The sequence below is a fragment of the Bradyrhizobium sp. WYCCWR 12699 genome (genome assembly GCF_032144035.1).
GTDB lineage: Bacteria > Pseudomonadota > Alphaproteobacteria > Rhizobiales > Xanthobacteraceae > Bradyrhizobium.
The window spans coordinates 132932-151073 of sequence record NZ_JAVTJN010000034.1 but is presented as its reverse complement, the minus strand read 5'-3'; the positions used below and the strand labels follow the sequence as shown (position 1 = coordinate 151073).

The 18142-nt window shown below is 66.5% G+C and carries 12 protein-coding genes; 5 read left to right on the top strand and 7 right to left on the bottom strand.

Going from position 1 to position 18142, the window contains the following annotated elements; genetic code table 11:
• The first annotated feature begins 10 nt into the window (after positions 1-10).
• From RPS27_RS24200 to RPS27_RS24190, 3 genes are all read left to right on the top strand, one after another.
• Positions 11-1459: an aldehyde dehydrogenase family protein gene (locus RPS27_RS24200; RefSeq protein ID WP_194403279.1), complete on the top strand. Its 1449-nt coding sequence runs from the start codon at positions 11-13 to the stop codon at positions 1457-1459.
• A gap of 138 nt (positions 1460-1597) precedes the next feature.
• Positions 1598-3139 (top strand): galactarate dehydratase, encoded by a 1542-nt coding sequence (gene garD / locus RPS27_RS24195; protein ID WP_212068750.1) that lies wholly within the window; start codon positions 1598-1600, stop codon positions 3137-3139.
• 190 nt (positions 3140-3329) lie between these two features.
• Positions 3330-3599: a hypothetical protein gene (locus RPS27_RS24190; protein WP_285807083.1), complete on the top strand. Its 270-nt coding sequence runs from the start codon at positions 3330-3332 to the stop codon at positions 3597-3599.
• Positions 3600-3652: 53 nt separating this feature from the next.
• On the opposite strand, the gene RPS27_RS24185 is transcribed toward RPS27_RS24190, so the two are convergent.
• The 3 genes from RPS27_RS24185 to RPS27_RS24175 all read right to left on the bottom strand — a co-directional run bounded on the left by RPS27_RS24185 (position 3653) and on the right by RPS27_RS24175 (position 5986).
• Positions 3653-4009 (bottom strand): hypothetical protein, encoded by a 357-nt coding sequence (locus tag RPS27_RS24185; RefSeq protein WP_313754669.1) that lies wholly within the window; start codon positions 4007-4009, stop codon positions 3653-3655.
• A 249-nt stretch (positions 4010-4258) separates the two neighbouring features.
• The gene (locus tag RPS27_RS24180) at positions 4259-4852 is read right to left on the bottom strand and encodes a DUF2147 domain-containing protein (RefSeq protein ID WP_194403283.1); all 594 of its coding nucleotides are present in this window, start codon (positions 4850-4852) and stop codon (positions 4259-4261) included.
• Positions 4853-4957: 105 nt separating this feature from the next.
• A complete protein-coding gene (locus RPS27_RS24175) occupies positions 4958-5986 on the bottom strand; it encodes an NAD(P)/FAD-dependent oxidoreductase (RefSeq protein ID WP_285807085.1) in 1029 nt (342 codons plus the stop codon).
• A gap of 182 nt (positions 5987-6168) precedes the next feature.
• On the opposite strand from RPS27_RS24175, the gene RPS27_RS24170 reads away from it, so the two are divergent.
• Positions 6169-6636 carry an acyl-CoA thioesterase gene (locus RPS27_RS24170; protein WP_259214315.1) on the top strand — a complete coding sequence of 156 codons (468 nt, stop codon included), beginning with the start codon at positions 6169-6171 and terminating at the stop codon, positions 6634-6636.
• 44 nt (positions 6637-6680) lie between these two features.
• On the opposite strand, the gene RPS27_RS24165 is transcribed toward RPS27_RS24170, so the two are convergent.
• Positions 6681-7001 carry a 2Fe-2S iron-sulfur cluster-binding protein gene (locus RPS27_RS24165; protein ID WP_194403286.1) on the bottom strand — a complete coding sequence of 107 codons (321 nt, stop codon included), beginning with the start codon at positions 6999-7001 and terminating at the stop codon, positions 6681-6683.
• A gap of 164 nt (positions 7002-7165) precedes the next feature.
• Positions 7166-7540, bottom strand: coding sequence for an Hpt domain-containing protein (locus tag RPS27_RS24160; RefSeq protein ID WP_313754668.1), 375 nt, complete (start codon positions 7538-7540; stop codon positions 7166-7168).
• Between the two features lie 398 nt (positions 7541-7938).
• On the opposite strand from RPS27_RS24160, the gene RPS27_RS24155 reads away from it, so the two are divergent.
• Entirely contained in the window at positions 7939-13779 is a 5841-nt protein-coding gene (locus tag RPS27_RS24155; RefSeq protein WP_313754667.1) for a negative regulator of septation ring formation, read from the top strand.
• A gap of 70 nt (positions 13780-13849) precedes the next feature.
• Here RPS27_RS24155 and RPS27_RS24150 read toward each other — a convergent pair whose 3' ends face one another.
• Positions 13850-14503 carry a response regulator gene (locus RPS27_RS24150; RefSeq protein WP_194408388.1) on the bottom strand — a complete coding sequence of 218 codons (654 nt, stop codon included), beginning with the start codon at positions 14501-14503 and terminating at the stop codon, positions 13850-13852.
• A complete protein-coding gene (locus RPS27_RS24145) occupies positions 14500-18045 on the bottom strand; it encodes a NahK/ErcS family hybrid sensor histidine kinase/response regulator (protein WP_313754666.1) in 3546 nt (1181 codons plus the stop codon). The genes RPS27_RS24150 and RPS27_RS24145 overlap by 4 nt, the downstream gene beginning before the upstream one ends.
• Positions 18046-18142 lie beyond the last annotated feature (97 nt).

Genomic DNA, 18142 nt, shown 5'->3' with positions numbered 1-18142 from the left:
GGAGGAAACGATGACTGCGATCCTTAAGAACTTCATCGGCGGCGAATGGGTCGACGGCTCGGGCGTCACCAGGAACATCAACCCCTCCAACACCAACGACGTTGTCGGCGAATACGCCAAGGCCGACAAGGCGCAGACCGAGAAGGCGATCGCCGCCGCCAAGGCCGCCTTCCCCGCCTGGGCGCAGTCGACGCCGCAGGCGCGCTTCGACGCGCTGAACAAGATTTCGCTGGAAATTCTCGCCCGCAAGGAAGAGCTCGGCCGCCTGCTCGCCCGCGAAGAAGGCAAGACCCTCCCCGAGGGCATCGGCGAAGTCGCCCGCGCCGGCCAGATCTTCGCGTTTTTCGCCGGCGAGGCGCTGCGCCTGATCGGCGAGAAGGGCGCCTCGGTTCGCCCCGGCCTCGACGTCGAGCTCACGCGTGAGCCCGTCGGCGTCGTCGGCATGATCACGCCCTGGAATTTCCCGATTGCGATCCCCGCCTGGAAGATCGCGCCGGCGCTCTGCTACGGCAACACCGTCGTGTTCAAGCCGGCCGAGCTGGTGCCCGGCTCCGGGCACGCGCTCGCCGAGATCATCACCCGCTCCGGCATTCCCGCCGGCGTGTTCAACCTCGTGGTCGGCTCAGGCTCGGTGGTCGGCCAGACCCTGCTCGAGCACCCGGACGTCGCCGCGATCTCCTTCACCGGCTCGGTGCAGACGGGGCGCAAGATCGCGCAGGCCTGCGTGCTCTCGAACCCCATGAAGAAATTCCAGCTCGAGATGGGCGGCAAGAATCCGCTGGTCGTGCTCGACGACGCCGACCTCAAGACCGCCGTCGAGGTCGCCGTCAACGGCGCCTATTTCTCGACCGGTCAGCGCTGCACCGCCTCCTCCCGCCTGATCGTCACCGAAGGCATTCACGACCGCTTCGTCGCGGCGGTGGCTGAGCGCCTGAACAGCCTGTCGGTCGACGACGCGCTCAAGGCCGGCGTGCACATCGGTCCCGTGGTCGACCAGAGCCAGCTCGACCAGGACCTGCGCTACATCAAGATCGGCCAGGACGAGGGCGCCAAGCTCGCCTTCGGCGGCGAGCTGCTCAAGCGCGAGAACCCCGGCCATTACCTCGCGCCGGCTCTGTTCACCGAAGCCAACAACAACATGCGCATCGCGCGTGAGGAGATCTTCGGCCCGGTCGCCGCCGTCATCCGCGCCAAGAACTACGAAGAGGCCCTCGCCATCTCCAACGACACCGAGTTCGGCCTTGCCTCCGGCATCTGCACCACCAGCCTGAAATACGCTTCGCACTACAAGCGCAACAGCGAGTCCGGCATGGTGATGGTCAATCTGCCGACCGCCGGCGTCGACTATCACGTGCCGTTCGGCGGCCGGAAGGGCTCGAGCTACGGCGCCCGCGAGCAGGGCTCCTATGCCCGCGAGTTCTACACCACGGTGAAGACGGCCTATACGTTCCCGGGCTGATGCACGTTCGTAGGGCGGGTTAGCCGGCGGCTGCGCAAAGCGCAGTGCGCTGGCGCAACCCGCCTCCTATCTTCCAGCATCGAGAGAAGTGGCGGGTTACGCCTTCGACTAACCCGCCCTACAAGACGGAGTCCTCCCATGGACCAGGACGTCGCAGCGAAAGAGCAGCCCCGCTACATCAAGCTCAACGAGCGCGACAATGTCGCGATCGTGGTCAATGATTTCGGGCTTCCCGCCGGCTCCCGCTTCGCCAGCGGGCTGACGCTGCGCGCCTTCGTGCCGCAGGGGCACAAGACGGCGCTGGTCGACATCGCGGAAGGCGCGCCGATCATCCGCTACGGCGAGATCATCGGCTATGCGTTGTCGCCGATCCTGGCCGGAGAATGGGTGGACGAGGCGCGCATCCGCATGCCGGAGGCCCCCGACCTCGACAAGCTCGAGATCTCCACCGCCGTCCCCGCCCCGTTGCCGCCGCTCGAAGGTTTTACGTTCGAGGGCTACCGCAATCCGGACGGCTCGGTCGGCACGAAAAACATTCTGGGCATCTCCTCCTCCGTGCAATGCGTCAAGGGCACGATGGAATATGCGGTGAAGCGCATCCGCGCCGAGCTGCTGCCGAAGTACCCCAACGTCGACGACGTCGTGCCGCTGACCCACGCCTATGGCTGCGGCGTCGCCATCACCGCGCCCGACGCTGTCGTGCCGATCCGCACGCTGCAGAACCTCGCGCTCAACCCGAATTTCGGCGGCGAAATTCTGGTGGTCGGCCTCGGCTGCGAAAAACTCGCGCCCGAGCGGCTGGTGCCGGAGGGCGTCAGCGATGCCATCGTGCGGATGCAGGACGAAGCCTTCGACGGCTTTGGCGCGATCGTCGATGCCATCATGACCCAGGCGGAAGCCCGCCTGAAGATCCTCAACAAGCGTACACGCGAGACCTGCCCGGCCTCCGATCTCGTCATCGGCCTGCAATGCGGCGGCAGCGACGCCTTCTCCGGCGTCACCGCGAATCCCGCCGTCGGCTTTGCCGCGGACCTCCTGGTGCGCGCCGGCGCCACCGTGATGTTCTCGGAGGTCACCGAGGTGCGCGACGCCATCCAGCTCCTCACGCGGCGCGCGATCAACGAGGATGTCGGCCGTGCGCTGGTGCGCGAGATGGCCTGGTACGATTCTTATCTGGCCCGCGGCGGCGCCGACCGCAGCGCCAACACCACGCCCGGCAACAAGAAGGGCGGCCTCGCCAACATCGTCGAGAAATCGCTCGGCTCGATCGTCAAGTCCGGATCATCCGCGATCACCGGCGTGCTCTCGCCGGGCGAGAAGGCGACGCAGAAGGGCATGCTGTTCGCGGCAACGCCGGCAAGCGACTTCATCTGCGGCACGCTCCAGCTCGCCTCCGGCATGACGCTGCAGGTGTTCACCACCGGCCGCGGCACGCCCTATGGCCTTGCAGCGGCGCCCGTGATCAAGGTCGCGACCCGCAGCGAGCTCGCGCGGCGCTGGAAGGACCTGATCGACTTCGATTCAGGCAGCATCGCCACCGGCGAGAAGACCATCGAGGAATGCGGCTGGGACCTGTTCCGCCTGATCCTCGATGTCGCCTCCGGCCGCACCAAGCCATGGTCGGACCGCTGGGGCATCCACAACGATCTCACGCTGTTCAATCCGGCGCCGGTGACCTGAAGCGCCGACTTGGGTCTCCGCGAAACCGTCCGGAAACATTGGCGCGGAAAACTTCGTCGCCATTTCGTGCTGTCGCCTGACGCAATCAAGAAGTTCGTCAATGGACACATGAATGTTCGCACAGGAGCGAACCTGTTCCGGCATCGTCACGACCAAACCTCCGATTGACATCTTCAACGGAGATTTTCCAATGCGTGTTCTCACAATGATTGCCCTCGCCAGCGCCGTGATTGCGAGCTCGACCTGCGCGTTCGCCGGAGAGCTTCCCTCTTACGAAGTGAAGTCGTTACCGATCTCGGCGACCCAGGTGCAGGTGCTCGGCGGTGCCGGCGTCGAGGAGCAGTCGACCGCGCCCACCATGATCGTCGCCGGCATGCCCGCCTCGCCCGCACAGGTCTCGGTGTTGTCGCCGCGCGTCAAGCGGCTTGCGAGTGCAAATTCGGAAAGCGAGGCGCGCTAAACCTACCGCATCGCTTGCGGCGCCTGCATCCGGTGCGGGCGCCGTCAGCGTTTTCAGGTCATGCTGCCCGGCATGAAGCAGCGCACGCGCGGATGACCGTCGATATAGTGCTTCCACACCATGGTGCGGCCGATCTTGTTCGGCACGGTAATCACGGCACCGTCGGGCACCACGACCCATTCATCGTCGATGCGGACGCGGTAGCGGCCGCGATCGGACTCCCAATCGACGTCGGCAATGACGTAGCCGTCGGCGTCGGTGCAGCACTGGCCGAATTCGCTGTGCAGGCTTTCGAACCAGGGTTTCAGCGGCGAGTTGGCGTAGCGCCCGTCGTCACGCGCCTGGGCCGGGAATGTCAGAAGCGACGTCACGCCCAGCAGCGTCGCTGCGCACAAGCTTGAAAATTTCATCTCGTCGTCCCGCGATCAAAATGATCCGTGCGGGGGACGACAACGCCATCCGTTGTCCGCGCCTTGAATCCGGCGCGGCACCGGCGACTCGTTCCCCCAGCAGCTGACGACAACTATGCAAATCCGCTGCCAGCGCGCATTCCGGGGAACTACTGCCGCAAGGCGCAAAGGCATCCGCCTTTCGACGGATGCGGCCTAGGATCAAAATCCGACGCCGAGACGACGACGCTCAAGAAGACCGCAACCGGCCTACTGCTTCGCCGGTGCCATCATCATGCCGCCGCCCTTCTTGGGCGCGGGTGCCGGCGGCTTGGTCGCCGCCGCCTGCGCGGGCAGATATTTTGCCACGATGGCGGGATCGACCTGGGCGATGTTGGCGTCAGGCAGGCGCGTCCAGGCCTCGTCCTTGCCGAGCAGCGAAATCCCGAGATAGCCGCGCAGCGTCAAGGTCTGACCGTCGGGACTGACCTTCATGTTCGCCTTCCAGATCTGGCCATCGCGCGGATTGAGCACGTTGCCGCCTTCGTACTTCAAGCCTTCGCGCTTCATGTTGCGGACGAAGGAGATGCCGAGCACAGGCGCGTTCTTGCGGTCGTCGGTGCACTTGCTGCAGATCTCGTTCGGATCGTCGCCGGGGCGCGGGAAGGTCTTTGCGATCACGCCTTCGAAGATGCCGTTGCGGTCGATGAAGAGAAACCATCCGACCGTCTTGCCGTCTTCGACCTTCTGCCACAGGCCCGCCGCCGTGGGCTCGGCGGTCTGCGCCGCAGACGGTGTCACCGTCGCGAGCGACAATGCGAGCGCGAGGAAGGGGAGCAGCCGAAAGCTGGAAAAATTCCGCATTAGATCACCTTGTTAGTCCACGACCGGAATGGCCGCAGACTACGGCGATTTCGCGAACGGTTCCAGCACCAGAAACATGGGGCGCCCCCTTGCCGCCCGTTGCCGTCAGTTGACACCGAGCTTCTTTTGCAGGCTGGAGGACGAGGTCGTGTACTGGAACACGAGCCGCTTCTCCGGATAGACGTAACGATGGGCTTTTTGCGACATCAGCGCGCCCTCGTGGAAGCCGCACAGGATCAGCTTGATCTTGCCGGGATAGGTGTTGATGTCGCCGATCGCGAAGATGCCGGGCACGTTGGTCTCGAACGCGGAGGTCTCGACCGGCACCAGATTGTTCTCCAGCGCAATGCCCCAATTCGCGACCGGACCGAGCTTCATGGTCAGTCCGAAGAACGGCAGCATGGTGTCGCAGACGACTTCGCTGATGCTGTTATCGTTGCCCTTGACGGTAGCACCGCTGAGCTTGCCCTCGGCACCGGAGAGCGCGGTGACCTGGCCGAGCCGCAGATCCATCTTGCCGCCGGCAACCAGCGCCCGCATCTGCTCGACGCTGTGAGGCGCGGCGCGAAACTCGTCGCGCCGGTGCAGCAGCGTGATGCGCTTGGCGATCGGATGCAGATTGAGCGTCCAGTCGAGCGCGGAATCGCCGCCGCCGACGATCAGCACGTTCTTGTCGCGGAACGTTTCCATCTTGCGCACGGCGTAATGCACCGAGGTGCCTTCATAGGCCTCGATGCCCGGCACCGGCGGACGCTTGGGCTGGAACGAGCCGCCGCCGGCCGCGATCACCAGCACCTTGCATTCGAACACCTTGCCCGCATCCGTGGTGCAGCGAAACAAGGGATCGCCGATCTTCTCCACGGTCTCGACCATCTCGCCGAGATGGAAGGTCGGATGGAAGGGCTTGATCTGCTCCATCAGCGCTTCGGTGAGGCCCTGCCCCGAAACCTGCGGAATGCCGGGAATGTCGTAGATCGGCTTTTCCGGATAGAGCTCGGCACACTGGCCGCCGACCTTGTCGAGGATGTCGACGAAATGCGTCTTCATGTCGAGAAGGCCAAGCTCGAAGGCGGCGAACAGACCGCAGGGGCCGGCGCCAATAATCAGCACATCGGTTTTGATCGCGTCGCTCATGTCGTCTCTTTGTCTGTCGTTATCTGTTGGACGGCGCCCTTTGGGCAGAGGTGACCCCGCCTGTCTAGCCAACGGGGATGGATCAGGGAAGGCATAAAAGCGGGAGCGCCCCGCGGCCGCGCCCACTTGCCGGGGCAGGATAACTGGGCTGTAACCAGCAAGGATATGACGGAGATCAATCGGTGAACGCACCTAGTCGCCTCGATACGACGCCGCGCCTGGAGGACTTTCCCTATCGCCTCAGCGACAACGTCCGCTTCGGCGATCTCGATCCCAACCAGCACGTCAACAACGCCGTCTACGCCACCTATTTCGAGACCGGCCGTGTTACGCTGATGAAGAGCCCCGAATATGGGCTGACGCCGCCGGGGCTCGCCTGGATCATGGTGCGGCTCGACATCCATTTCCGCGCCGAACTGCACTGGCCGAACACGATCGAGCTCGGCCTCGGCGTCGTGAAGCTGGGACGGACGTCCGTGACCTTCGAGCAGGTCGTGTTCTCGGAAGGCAAATGCATCGCCTCGGCGATGTCGGTCGGCGTCATGCTCGACGAGGCGACACGGCGGCCCGCGCCGCTCAGCGCGGAGGTCGTCGAGAAGCTCAGACCCTGGCACAAGCGCGGCATCGAGGTCGCGCCGCCGACCCTCTAGTTCAACTCAGAAAGGGCATGATCAGGCCTGTCAGGCCGACCCAATCAGGCCTGACGTTCCGGCGTCGACACGACGAGACCGTCGAGATCGTCGCTGACCTTGATCTGGCAGGACAGGCGCGAATTCGGGCGCACGTCGAAGCCGAAGTCGAGCATGTCCTCTTCCATCGGCGTCGGGCTGCCGACCTTCTCGCGCCAGGCTTCGTCGACATAGACATGGCAGGTCGCGCAGGCGCAGGCGCCGCCGCATTCGGCCTCGACGCCGGGAATGCTGTTGCGGATCGCGGCTTCCATCACGGTTGCGCCGTTCTCGATTTCCACCGTGCGGGTTTCGCCCTTGTGGTCGACAAAGTGAATCTTGGCCATGTGTGCTCGTGCTGCCGCGGTGCTGGGAATGAAGGAGGGTCCGGGCTGTCCTATAACGGGTCGATCAGCCCGGCGCCATAGGGTTTTGCGACGAAGTAAATGCCGCTTTGCGGCAAGAAAATGCGTCAAAACAAGAGACTAGAATCCGGCTCGGCCGCGTGGCCTCAAGACTTCAGGATCGCCTCGATGGCGGCGCGGGCCTCGGTCACCGCCTCCTTCAACGCCGCGAAGGCGTGGCGCTCGTTATGGCCGGTCTGGATCGCGGTCTCCAGGCTCGCTGCGGCATCGGCTACCGCAAAGGCGCCGATCCCGCGGGCCGCCCCCTTGAGCTTGTGGGCAAGTGCGCCGGCCTCGGCCGGCAGTCCCGCCATCGCCGCCATCAGGCGGACCGCCTGCTCGGCGAACATGGCCAGCACTTCCTGCTCCAGCTCTGCATCGCCGAGCGTCATCCGGGAGAGGTGGTCGAGGTCGAGCGGGCTGTCGATAGGTGCAAGCGGGGGCGAGGGCATCCAGTCCATCCGTTGCAGTTCAGGCGTCATGGCGAAAGGCCCCGGCATCGCGCGACGGTTCCGCCGGTCCGGCGGTGCGTTCGCCTCACCCAAGCATGGAAATGGTTAACGAAATGTTGGGGGTCGGCGACGCAGTTCTGCCAGCTTATTGACGAAAAGTTGCCGCAATCGACCAAGTTCAGTGGAGAATTGCATTTATTGCTAAGGCGTTACGGCGCGATCCTGTTAACGATGATTAAGATTGTCTTAATCGCGGGCATTTCATTCGCGACGCTCTGCCAATAGGATGTTGCAGAAATTGGCGGACAAGCCGTCCGGGTGGGGACGGCTCGGAGATCCGCTTAAGCGGCATGATCCGGTCTGTGGGCTTGCGTAGCGCGCAGGGCTCGCGGGGGGACGCGTACAAGTAACGAGGGCTCGGACTGAACATGGCGAACACTCCGAAAAAGGTCAAAGACCCCACAGAAGTTGCGCTTTCTGCGATCCAGGAAGCCCTGAACATCAGCGACACGGCCGCGGACACCAGCCGCAACGCCTCGATGCGCAACGAGCCCGCGCCCTCTGTGGCGCCGCCCCCGATCTTCGACGAGCCGAGCTTCGAGCCGCGCCCTGCCGCCAACGAGCGGTCGACCGTGTTCGACCCGGTCGAGGAGCCCCGCTCTTCGCGCCGCGCCGCCAATGACGACCGCGAGACCATCGGCCAGCTGCTCCAGGCGCTTCAGAAGGGCCGCCCTGCCCGCAGCGTCTATACCTTCGCCACCATCTTCGCCGGCGTCTGGCTCGCGGCCTGCGCCGCGCTGACCTTCGGCTTCCTGCCCTCGATCCAGGCCGCCATGGGCCAGAGCGGCGGCGTGCTCGTCATTGCCGGCCTGATCGCGATGTTCTTCGCGCCGATCATGCTGTTCTATTTCCTCGCAAGCCTCGTCTGGCGCGGCCAGGAAATGCGCATGATCGCGCAAGCGATGGCGCAGGTCGCGATCCGCTTCTCCGAGCCCGAGGGCTCGGCCTCCGATTCCATGGTCACCGTCGGCCAGGCCATCCGCCGCGAAGTCGCGGCGATGGGCGACGGCATCGAGCGCGCGATCGCGCGCGCCGGCGAACTCGAGACGCTGGTGGCCAACGAGGTCGCCGCGCTGGAGCGCGCCTATTCCGACAACGAAGTGCGCATCCGCGCCCTGCTCCAGGACATCGCGCATCAGCGCGACAATCTGGTCGGCCAAGCCGAGCAGGTCCGCAGCGCCATCTCCGGCGTGCAGATCGATCTGCGCCACGACATCGCACTGATCTCCGACGCGATCGCCTCGCGCGTCGACGAGGTCGCCAAGTCCATCACCGGCGCGCTCGAGGAGCGCGGCGCCCACATCACCAGCGCGCTGAGCAATGCCGGCGACAACATGATCCTGGCGCTCGGCGAGCGCGGCGGCGACCTGCTCGACCGCCTCGAGGAGGCCAGCAACGAGACCACGCGCGCCGTGCTCGACGCCAGCGAGCGGCTGACCACCAGCCTCAACTTCAAGACCGGCCACGTCCACGACGAGTTCGTCGATCTCGCCGACCGCGTCCACGAGATGCTGAACGAGCGCATCGACCGCATCACCGGCGAATTCGAGCAGCGCTCCGCCGCGATCGTCGACGGCATCTCCGAGCGCACCGAGCAGGTGCACGACAGCCTGAAGAATTCCTCGGACTCGCTGCTGCTCGAGCTCGAGCTGCGCTCCAACGACCTTTCCGCCAAGATCGACGACGCCGGCAACCGCCTCGCCGGCCAGATCATGACGAGCGGCGACAAGGCGAGCGAGGCGCTCGACGCCACCGTCAACACCCTCGTCGCCAAGGTCGTCAGCCAGACCGAGACCGCGCACGACTCGCTGTCGCTGCAGATGAGCGCGTTCGACGAGCTGGTCAGGAACCAGGGCACCGAGCTGGTCGAGAAGTTCGCCCGCGACTCCGGCACGCTGGGCGCCCTGATCACGCGCCACATCTCCGAGTTCGACCGCACCGTGAAGACCTTCGGCGGCGAGATCGTCGAGCGCATGGGCCAGCGCACGCAGGACATCCATGAGTCGCTGAAGACCTATGTCGAGAATTTCGACACCCGCTTCACCGCCAACGGCGGCGAGATCACCGCGATCCTCGACCAGCGCCTGATGCAGTTCGAGACCACCATCGGCGACCGCGTCAGCAATTTCGACGCCTCGCTGAACGGCAAGATCGCCGGCCTCGACTCCACGATCGAAGGCCACATCAAGACCTTCGACGAGCAGCTCGGCGGCCGCGTCACCGCGCTCGAACAGTCGTTCGACAGCCGTGCGAAGTCGATGACCGAGACGATCGACGGGCGCATCGACACGCTCGCCTCGTCGCTGACCGACGGCGCCGCGCAGGCGATCCAGTCGATCGACAGCCGCCTCACCCACCTCACGACCTCGCTGACCTCAGGTGCATCGCAGGCCGTCGAAACCATCGACGCGCGCCTCAACCACCTCACGAGCACGCTGACCGACGGCGCGTCGCAGACCATCCAGTCGATCGACACCCGTCTGACCCACCTCACGACGACGCTCACCGGCGGCGCCTCGCAGGCGCTCGAATCCATCGATAGCCGCCTCACCTACCTCACCACCACGGTGACCAACGGCGCCTCGCAGGCCGTGCAGTCGATCGACACGCGTCTGACGCTGCTGACCTCGACCCTCACCGACGGCACCGCCCAGGCGATCGAGGCGGTGGACCGCCGCATCACCGGCGTCACCGAGGTCATCGACGGCCGCACCACGCATCTAACCGACACGGTCACGGCACGGTTCCAGGACATCCAGCGGGCCATCGAGACCAAGGTCGGCTCGGTCGCGAGCGACATCGACGTGCGCGTGGCGCAGTTCGAGGACCTGCTCGGCTCGCGCGTCGAAGCCGTCGCTGGCCGCATCGAGAGCAGCGGCCGCCAGGCCAGCGAGGACATGATGTCTCGCGCCGAGATGATCTCGACCGCGATCCGCTCGCATGTCGAGGACGCCGAGCGCTCGCTCACCAACCTCGTCGTCAACACCAGCGAGACGATCCAGACCGGCGCGCGCACCGCCCAGCAGTCGCTGATGACGGTCTCCTCCGACGTCAACGCCCAGCTCAAGATGACCTCAGCCGAGGTCGAACAGGCACTGACCGCGGTCGGCACCGGTGCAGCGAACTCGATCCTGACCAGCGCCCGCGATGCGCAGTCGACTCTCATCGCGGCGTCGGGCGACGCCTCCAACCAGATCAAGGGGCTCGCGGCCGACGTCGAACGCACGCTGTCGGCGGCAGGTTCTGCCACCGCGGCCTCGATCCTGGCCGGCGCCCGCGAGGTGCAGACCACCCTCGTCACGGCGTCCTCGGACGCCGCCAACCATGTCAAGACGCTCACCGCCGATGTGCAGCGTTCGCTGTCGCTGGCCGGCACCACCACCGCGGAATCGATCACCGCCGGGGCGCGCGACGCCCAGAGCGCGTTGATCGCGGCCTCGAGCGAGACCGCCAACCAGATCAAGGCGCTGTCCTCCGACGTGCAGCGTTCGCTGACGATGGCCGGCACCTCGACCGCCGAGATCCTCACCAGCGGCGCGCGTGAGGCCCAGAACACCCTGGTTGCCGGAACCGCGGACGCGGCGGGCCAGGTCAAGTCGCTCACGGCCGACGTGCAGCGCTCGCTGACGATGGCCGGCACTTCGACCGCTGAAACCATCACGGCCGGCGCGCGCGAAGCGCAGAACATGCTGGTCACGGCGTCTTCCGAGGCAGCCAACCAGGTCAAGTCGCTCGCGGCCGAAGTGCACCGTTCGCTCTCGCAGGTCGGCCAGTCGACCGCCGAGACGATCACCACCAGCGCCCGCGACGCCCAGAGCACCCTGCTCACGGTCTCGGCCGAGCAGACCAGCCAGGTCCGTTCGCTCGCGGCCGAGATGCAGCGCGCGCTGGCGACCGCCGGCGGCGCCACCATCGAGGCGCTCACCAGCGGCGTGCGCGAGGCCCAGGGCTCGCTGATCTCCGCGTCGACCGACGCGGCGAGCCAGATCAAGTCGCTGACCACGGACATCGAGCGTACGCTGACCGCGGTCGGCGCCGACACCGCCTCGACCATCCTCAACAGCGCCCGCGAGGCCCAGACCTCGCTGACCTCGACCTCGGCGGACGCCGCAAGCCAGATCCGCGCGATCTCGACCGAGATCGAGCGTACGCTGAGCTCGGCCACCGCGAATGCGACCAACGACATCCAGACCAGCGCGCTCAACGCCCAGAACGCGCTGATCTCGGCCTCCAACGAGGCGAGCTCGCGGGTCAAGTCGAGCTCCTCCGACGTCGAGCGTTCGGTGCTCGCCGCCAGCTCGAGCTTCGGCCAGGCCATGACCGGCAAGACCGACGAGATCGTCACCTACGTGCAGCAGCAGGCCGACCGCCTGTCGAACATGATCGACGCCAAGCGCGGCGCGCTGGTCGACGCGATCGGCTCGAAGACCAGCCAGCTGACCCTCGACATCGACCGCGTCACCTCGGACGCGCTGAAGTCGATCGAGACGCGCGGCCAGGCCTTCTCGCAGACCATGATGGGCAACGGCTCGGAAGTCGCCCGCACCATCAACGCGGCGAGCGAGATCGCCACCAGCGCGGTCGGCAAGTCGCTCAAGGACCTCGAGCAGGCCTCGCGTTCGGCGATCGACCAGTCGCGCCAGGTCTCGATCGCGGCCGTCACCGAGATGCAGGAGACCAGCAAGATCCTGCGCACCGACACGGTGGCGCTGTTCGAACGTCTGCGCGAAGGCAACATCCTGCTCCAGGAGGTGCTGACCGGTGCGCACGACAACCTCAACTCGCTCGAGCGGGCGCTGGTGACGCGCGTCGCCGACTTCGTCTCGGCGATGAACGACGTCACCTCGCGCAACGGTGCGGCGACGCAGAACCTGGAAGAGCAGCTCAACGTCTTCAACAGCAAGACCACCAAGGCACTCCAGGACCTCGGCGAGTTGTCGACCCAGTTCGACGCGCACGGCAAGGCGCTGGTCGAAGCCGCGCAGGTCGTCGAGCAGAGCAACAAGAACACCACCGCCTCGCTCGCCGAGCGCAAGCAGGCGCTGGAATCGCTGGTCACCACGATCGACCTGCGTACCGCCGATCTCGACCAGCGGCTGTCGCGCTTCACCGGCCTGCTCGATGAATCGCTGGCCGCGGCCGAAGAGCGTGCCCGCGACATCGCCCGCGTCGTCGCCGAGACCGCCGGCGCCGGCTCCGCCGCGATCACCCGCCAGTTCGAGGCGGTGCGCGCGGCGTCGGAAGAGGAGCACCGGCAGACCATCGATGCCATGCACGACATCTACCGCCAGACCACCGACGAGGCGGATGCGATGTTCAAGCAGTCGACCGAGAAGTTCACCAACCTCGTGTCGAGCATGAAGCAGATGGCCTTCGAGATGCACAACGAGCTCGAAGCCACCCGCAACGAGCTGCGCCGCGGCGTGCTCGAGATGCCGCAGGAGGCCGCCGAGAGCACGGCGCAGATGCGCAAGGTGATCGTCGACCAGATCGAGGCGCTCGCCGAGCTCAACCGCATCGTGGCCCAGCACGGCCGTGGCCTCGACGTCACCACGGCGGGCCGCGCCTCCGTCGCCGTCCAGCGCCAGGAAGAGCCGATGATGGCCGTTGCGGGCGCTCGCGCCGCCGAGACCCGCATGCGCGACACCGGCAGCGCGTCCACGCTGCCGCCGCCGGACCTCGGCATGCCGGCGCCCTCGCGCCGCACCGAAGCGCCGCCGGTCGCCCCTGTTGGCAACGACCAGGGCCGTGACGGCTGGCTGTCGGACCTGCTCAACCGGACCGACGCCAACCAGGGTGCACCGACCGGACGTGAGGCTCCCCGTGGCCGCGCCGCAACCGCGCCGCAGCCGCAGGCCCCACAGGCCAGCAGCAATCCGCTGGAATCGCTGTCGCTCGACATCGGCCGGTTGATGGACCGCAACCTCGCGGCCGAGATGTGGGACCGCTACCAGCGCGGCGAGAACAAGGCGTTCACCAAGCGCCTCTACACGCCCGCCGGCCAGAAGGCCTTCGACGAGGTCGCCCGCAAGTACCGCGCCGACCGCAACTTCAAGGGCACGGTCGACCGCTACGTCGCCGAATTCGAGCGCCTGCTCGACGAAGTCGCCCGCGACGGCCGCGGCCCGCAGGAGCTGCGCAGCCACCTGACCTCGGAGACGGGTCTGGTGTACACGCTGCTGGCGCATGCGGCGGGCCGGCTGGGGTAAGCGGCCAACCAACCGCGAATGAGAAAACGGAGGCCTTGCGGCCTCCGTTTTTAGTTTGAAGGTGCCGGGCTCAATTGCCGCCGGGCTGGCCGAACGACAGCCGCTCGGCGAGCACGGCGGCCTGGGTGCGCGAGCCGACGCCGAGCTTGCGCAGGATGGTCGAGACGTGGCCCTTGACCGTCTGCTCGGCGATGTCGAGCTCGCCCGCGATCTGCTTGTTGAGCTTGCCCTCCACGATCATCGCGAGAATGCGCAGCTGCTGCGCCGAAAGGGTGGCCATGCGCGCGGCCAGCTCCACATCGGCGCTCTGGATCGAGCCGCGGCCGCCGACATTGGGCGGCATCCAGATCTCGCCGGCGAGGATCTTCGTGATCGCCTCGGCCATCTCGGGCAGGCCGAGCGATTTCGGGATGTAGCCGGATGCGCCATAGGCGATGGCGCGGCGGATCGTGGCCGCGTCCTGCCGCGCGGAGATGATCGCCACCGGCACGGTCGGGAATTGCGCCGACAGGATGAACAGCGCGGCAAAGCCCTGGATGCCCGGCATCGTCAGATCCCAGAGGATCAGGTCGATGTCGCCGGACTGGACCGTCAAGACGCCGATCGCCTCATCCAGCGATTGGCAGGCGACGATGTCGAGATCGGGCAGCACGCTCGACAGCGCGCTGCGTAGCGCAGCCTGCACCAGCGGATGGTCGTCGCCGATCAGGATGCGCATCGTCAGGGAGTCTCCGGTTCCGTCCCGAACTGTCGGCTCAATGCCTCACCACCGAGAAAGCGCCGAAGGGCCGCCGGCTTGACCGGCTTCGACAGGATCTCGCAGCCACGTGCCCTCGCCTCGTTGCGCACCGCCTCGCTGCGATCACCGGTGACGACCAGCGCGCGGACGGCGCGGCCCGACTTCTGCCTGAGATCGTCGAGAAAGTCCAAGCCGTTGCGGCCGCCGTCGAGATGGTAATCGAGCAGCACGATGTCGGGCGGGACGGCCGCGGCCGTCTCCTTCGCCGCGGCCGCGTCGGTTGCGACCAGCACGCGATGCCCCCAGCCGCCGAGCAGCGCGGAGAGGCCTTCCAGGATCGTCGCATCATTGTCGAGGCACAGGATCGTCAGCGGCCGCTCCGCCACCGCTGGAGCCGCAGTCGCAATCTGGCGCTGGAGCGGCATTCCCGGCCCCTCGGCGAGCGGCACCGTGACGGCAAAGCACGAACCGTGACCCGGCCGCGAACGAACATCGACGGGATGACCCAGCAGCCGTGAGACGCGATCGACGATCGCGAGCCCGAGGCCCAGCCCCTTCTCCGATCCTTGCGCCAGACGCTGGAATTCCTCGAAGATGCGCTTCTGGTCCGCCGCGGCGATGCCGACGCCGGTGTCCCAGACTTCGATGCGCAGTGCGTTGCCGCGCCGCCGGCAGCCGAGCAGGATGCGTCCCCTCGGTGTGTAGCGAAGCGCATTGGACAGCAGGTTCTGCAGGATCCGGCGCAGCAGATGCGGATCGCTGCGCACGGCGTGGCGGCAATCGACGACGCGGAGGACCAGGCCGCATTCGCGCGCCATCGCGGAGAATTCGACGTTCAACTGCACGAAGAGATCAGCGATCGGAAAGTCGGATATCTCGGCCCGAACGGCGCCGGCATCGTAGGAGGAGATGTCGAGCAGCCGGTCGAGCACATGCTCGGTTGAGCGCAGCGCCGTGATGGCGCTGCCGGTGAGGGTTCGCTCCTTCTCGGCCGCGCCGGATCGCGGCGCGGCATGCAGGCTTTCGTCGAGCGCGGACAGAAACAGACGCGCCGCGTTCAGCGGCTGCAGCAGATCATGGCTCGCCGCCGCCAGGAAACGGGTCTTGCCGAGATTGGCCTGCTCGGCCTCCGCCTTGGCCTGCTCGAGCGCCTCGGTGCGCTCGCGGACGCGCAGCTCGAGTCCTTCATTGGCGCGTCGCAACGCTTCCGCGGCCCGATGACGCTCGGTGACGTCGGTGTAGGTCGAGACGTAGCCGCCCTCGGCGGCGCGGTCATAGACGATCTCGAGCACCGTGCCGTCCGGCCGCTTGCGCTCGTAGAGATAGGGCCAGCTCTGCGTGGCGACGTCACGGTTGACCAGGAGGGCGGCGAATTCGGAGGCGGCATATTCGCCGCGCTCGACATTGAAGGCGATGAGATCCGCCAGTGGAAGCCCGACGCGCACGAAATCCGGCGGCAGGTCCAACAGCGCGATGAAACGTCCGTTCCAGGCCGTGATGTTGAAATCGGCATCGAAGGCGCAGATGCCCTGCGGCACGCTCTCCAGCGTGCTTTGCAACAGGCTGCGGTTGAAGCGCAACGCCTCCGAGGCCTCGTCGAGCATCGCCATCGCCTCCCGCCGCGACAGCGAGTGGCCCTCCAGCGACGCTGCAATCACCACGCGCGCCGATGCCGCCCCGATCGCGCCGGCAAGCAGGTTCTCGGTGAATCGGATCGAGTCGAGATCGACCAGTCCCGACGGATCGAGGCGCGACCCCATCCCCGCGACACGGGCCGCCAGATAAGCGTCAAAAGCTGCCGCGCCGCGCTCGACGCCGACGAAACGCAGCGCCAGCGCGCGGAGATCGTCGAGCCGGACCAACACGCGCGACGACAATTTCGGGATGGATTCACGAACGACACCGTCGGCGAACGCGGCCGCCTGGTTGCGCTCGACGGTCGATTGCCGTCCGAGCGCCGAGACGATGAGAAAGCAGACGAGATTCGCGCCAAGGCTCCATAGCGTGGCGTGCGAAATCGGATCAACGCCTTCGAGGCCCAACAGCGCATTGGGCTTGAGCCAGGCGAGTTGCCACGGGCCGTGGCGGACGATCTCCTCGATCCCAGGCCACAGAGGCGCGGCCGAGGGCAGCAGCAGCGTGTAAGCCCAGATGAAGAAGCCGACCGCGATCCCGAGCGAGGCGCCGGCCTTGTTGGCCCGCGGCCAGAACAGCCCGCCGACGAACGCCGGACCGAATTGCGCGACCGCGACGAACGACAAGAGGCCAATCACGGTGAGCGGATAGGACTGATTGACCAGGCGGTGCATCAGATAGGCGAGCAGCAGGATTCCGAGAATCGACAGCCGGCGCACCGTCACCAGCACCGAGGTCATCGGCCGGCTCTGCGCGCGCAGGCCGAAGACGCGCGAGCGCAGCAGCAGCGGCATGATGACGTCGTTGCACAGCATGGTGCTGAGTGCGACCGACGTCATGATCACCATACCGGTGGCGGCCGACAGTCCGCCCAGGAACGCGATCAGGCTGATGGTGCCCGCGTCGGCCGCGATCGGCAGCGAGATGACATAGGTGTCGGGGTCCATCATCGCGCCGAACCGGTTGAGCCCGGCTGCGGCGATCGGCAGGATCAGCAGGCTGAACAGCGCAAGGTAGGCCGGGTAAAGCCAGGCCGCGGTGCGCGTGTGGCTCGGACTTTCATTCTCGACGACCGCGACATGGAAGGCCTGCGGCAGGCACAGGAAGGCGATTCCTGAGATGATGATGGTCGCGGGCCACACCGGCTGCGTCGGATCGAAGCTCAGGATTCCCGCGAGCTGCGGCTCCGACCGGAATTGCGACAGCAGAGCGGCCGGCCCGCCTGATAGTCCGAACAGCACGAACAGCGCGACGATCAGGAATGCGAGCAGCTTGACGACGCTCTCAAAGGCGATCGCGAGCATCAGGCCGCGATGATGCTCGCTGGCGTGGACGTGCCGGACGCCGAACACGATCGCGAACAGCGCCATCGACGCGGCGACGCCGAACGCGGAATCCTGCCAGAAACGCAAGCCCTCGCCGCCGGCCCGCTCGGGCTGGAGGATGAGGTAGTCGAAGCTCTTGCCCACGGCCTTGAGCTGGAGCGCAATGTAGGGAAGCACGCCCAGCAGCGATGCGAGCGTCACGAAGGCCGCGAGCACCTGGCTCTTGCCGTAGCGTGCGGCGATGAAGTCCGCGATCGAGGTGACGTTCTGCGCCTTGGCGATCGCAATCACCTTGGACAGCAGCCTCTGGCCGAACAGCAGCACCAGCGTCGGGCCGATATAGATCGTGGCGAAGTCCAGCCCGCTGGTGGCGGCGCGCCCGACCGATCCGTAGAAGCTCCACGACGTATTGTAGACCGCGAGCGTCAGGCAATAGCTGATCGCGGCCGCCCAGGAGTTTGGCGACACCAGCGGCCCAGCGGCGCTCCGCCGGTCGCCCCACCAGGCCACCAGGAACAGCGTGGTCACATAGCCGGCAGCGACCGCAAGAACGAACCACGCCTGCACGACATCCTCACCCGAGACCTCCGATCCGCCGGCGACGAGCGGGGCCGGATCGCCGGCGGATACTAAGGCGTTTTCAATCGCATGGAAGGCTATTCAT

Bases quoted from the DNA above. Each gene is read 5' to 3' on its own strand.
- RPS27_RS24200 (WP_194403279.1), top strand. From the start codon at position 11: ATGACTGCGATCCTTAAGAACTTCATCGGCGGCGAATGGGTCGACGGC.
- garD (WP_212068750.1), top strand. From the start codon at position 1,598: ATGGACCAGGACGTCGCAGCGAAAGAGCAGCCCCGCTACATCAAGCTC.
- RPS27_RS24190 (WP_285807083.1), top strand. From the start codon at position 3,330: ATGCGTGTTCTCACAATGATTGCCCTCGCCAGCGCCGTGATTGCGAGC.
- RPS27_RS24185 (WP_313754669.1), bottom strand. From the start codon at position 4,009: ATGAAATTTTCAAGCTTGTGCGCAGCGACGCTGCTGGGCGTGACGTCG.
- RPS27_RS24180 (WP_194403283.1), bottom strand. From the start codon at position 4,852: ATGCGGAATTTTTCCAGCTTTCGGCTGCTCCCCTTCCTCGCGCTCGCA.
- RPS27_RS24175 (WP_285807085.1), bottom strand. From the start codon at position 5,986: ATGAGCGACGCGATCAAAACCGATGTGCTGATTATTGGCGCCGGCCCC.
- RPS27_RS24165 (WP_194403286.1), bottom strand. From the start codon at position 7,001: ATGGCCAAGATTCACTTTGTCGACCACAAGGGCGAAACCCGCACGGTG.
- RPS27_RS24160 (WP_313754668.1), bottom strand. From the start codon at position 7,540: ATGACGCCTGAACTGCAACGGATGGACTGGATGCCCTCGCCCCCGCTT.
- RPS27_RS24155 (WP_313754667.1), top strand. From the start codon at position 7,939: ATGGCGAACACTCCGAAAAAGGTCAAAGACCCCACAGAAGTTGCGCTT.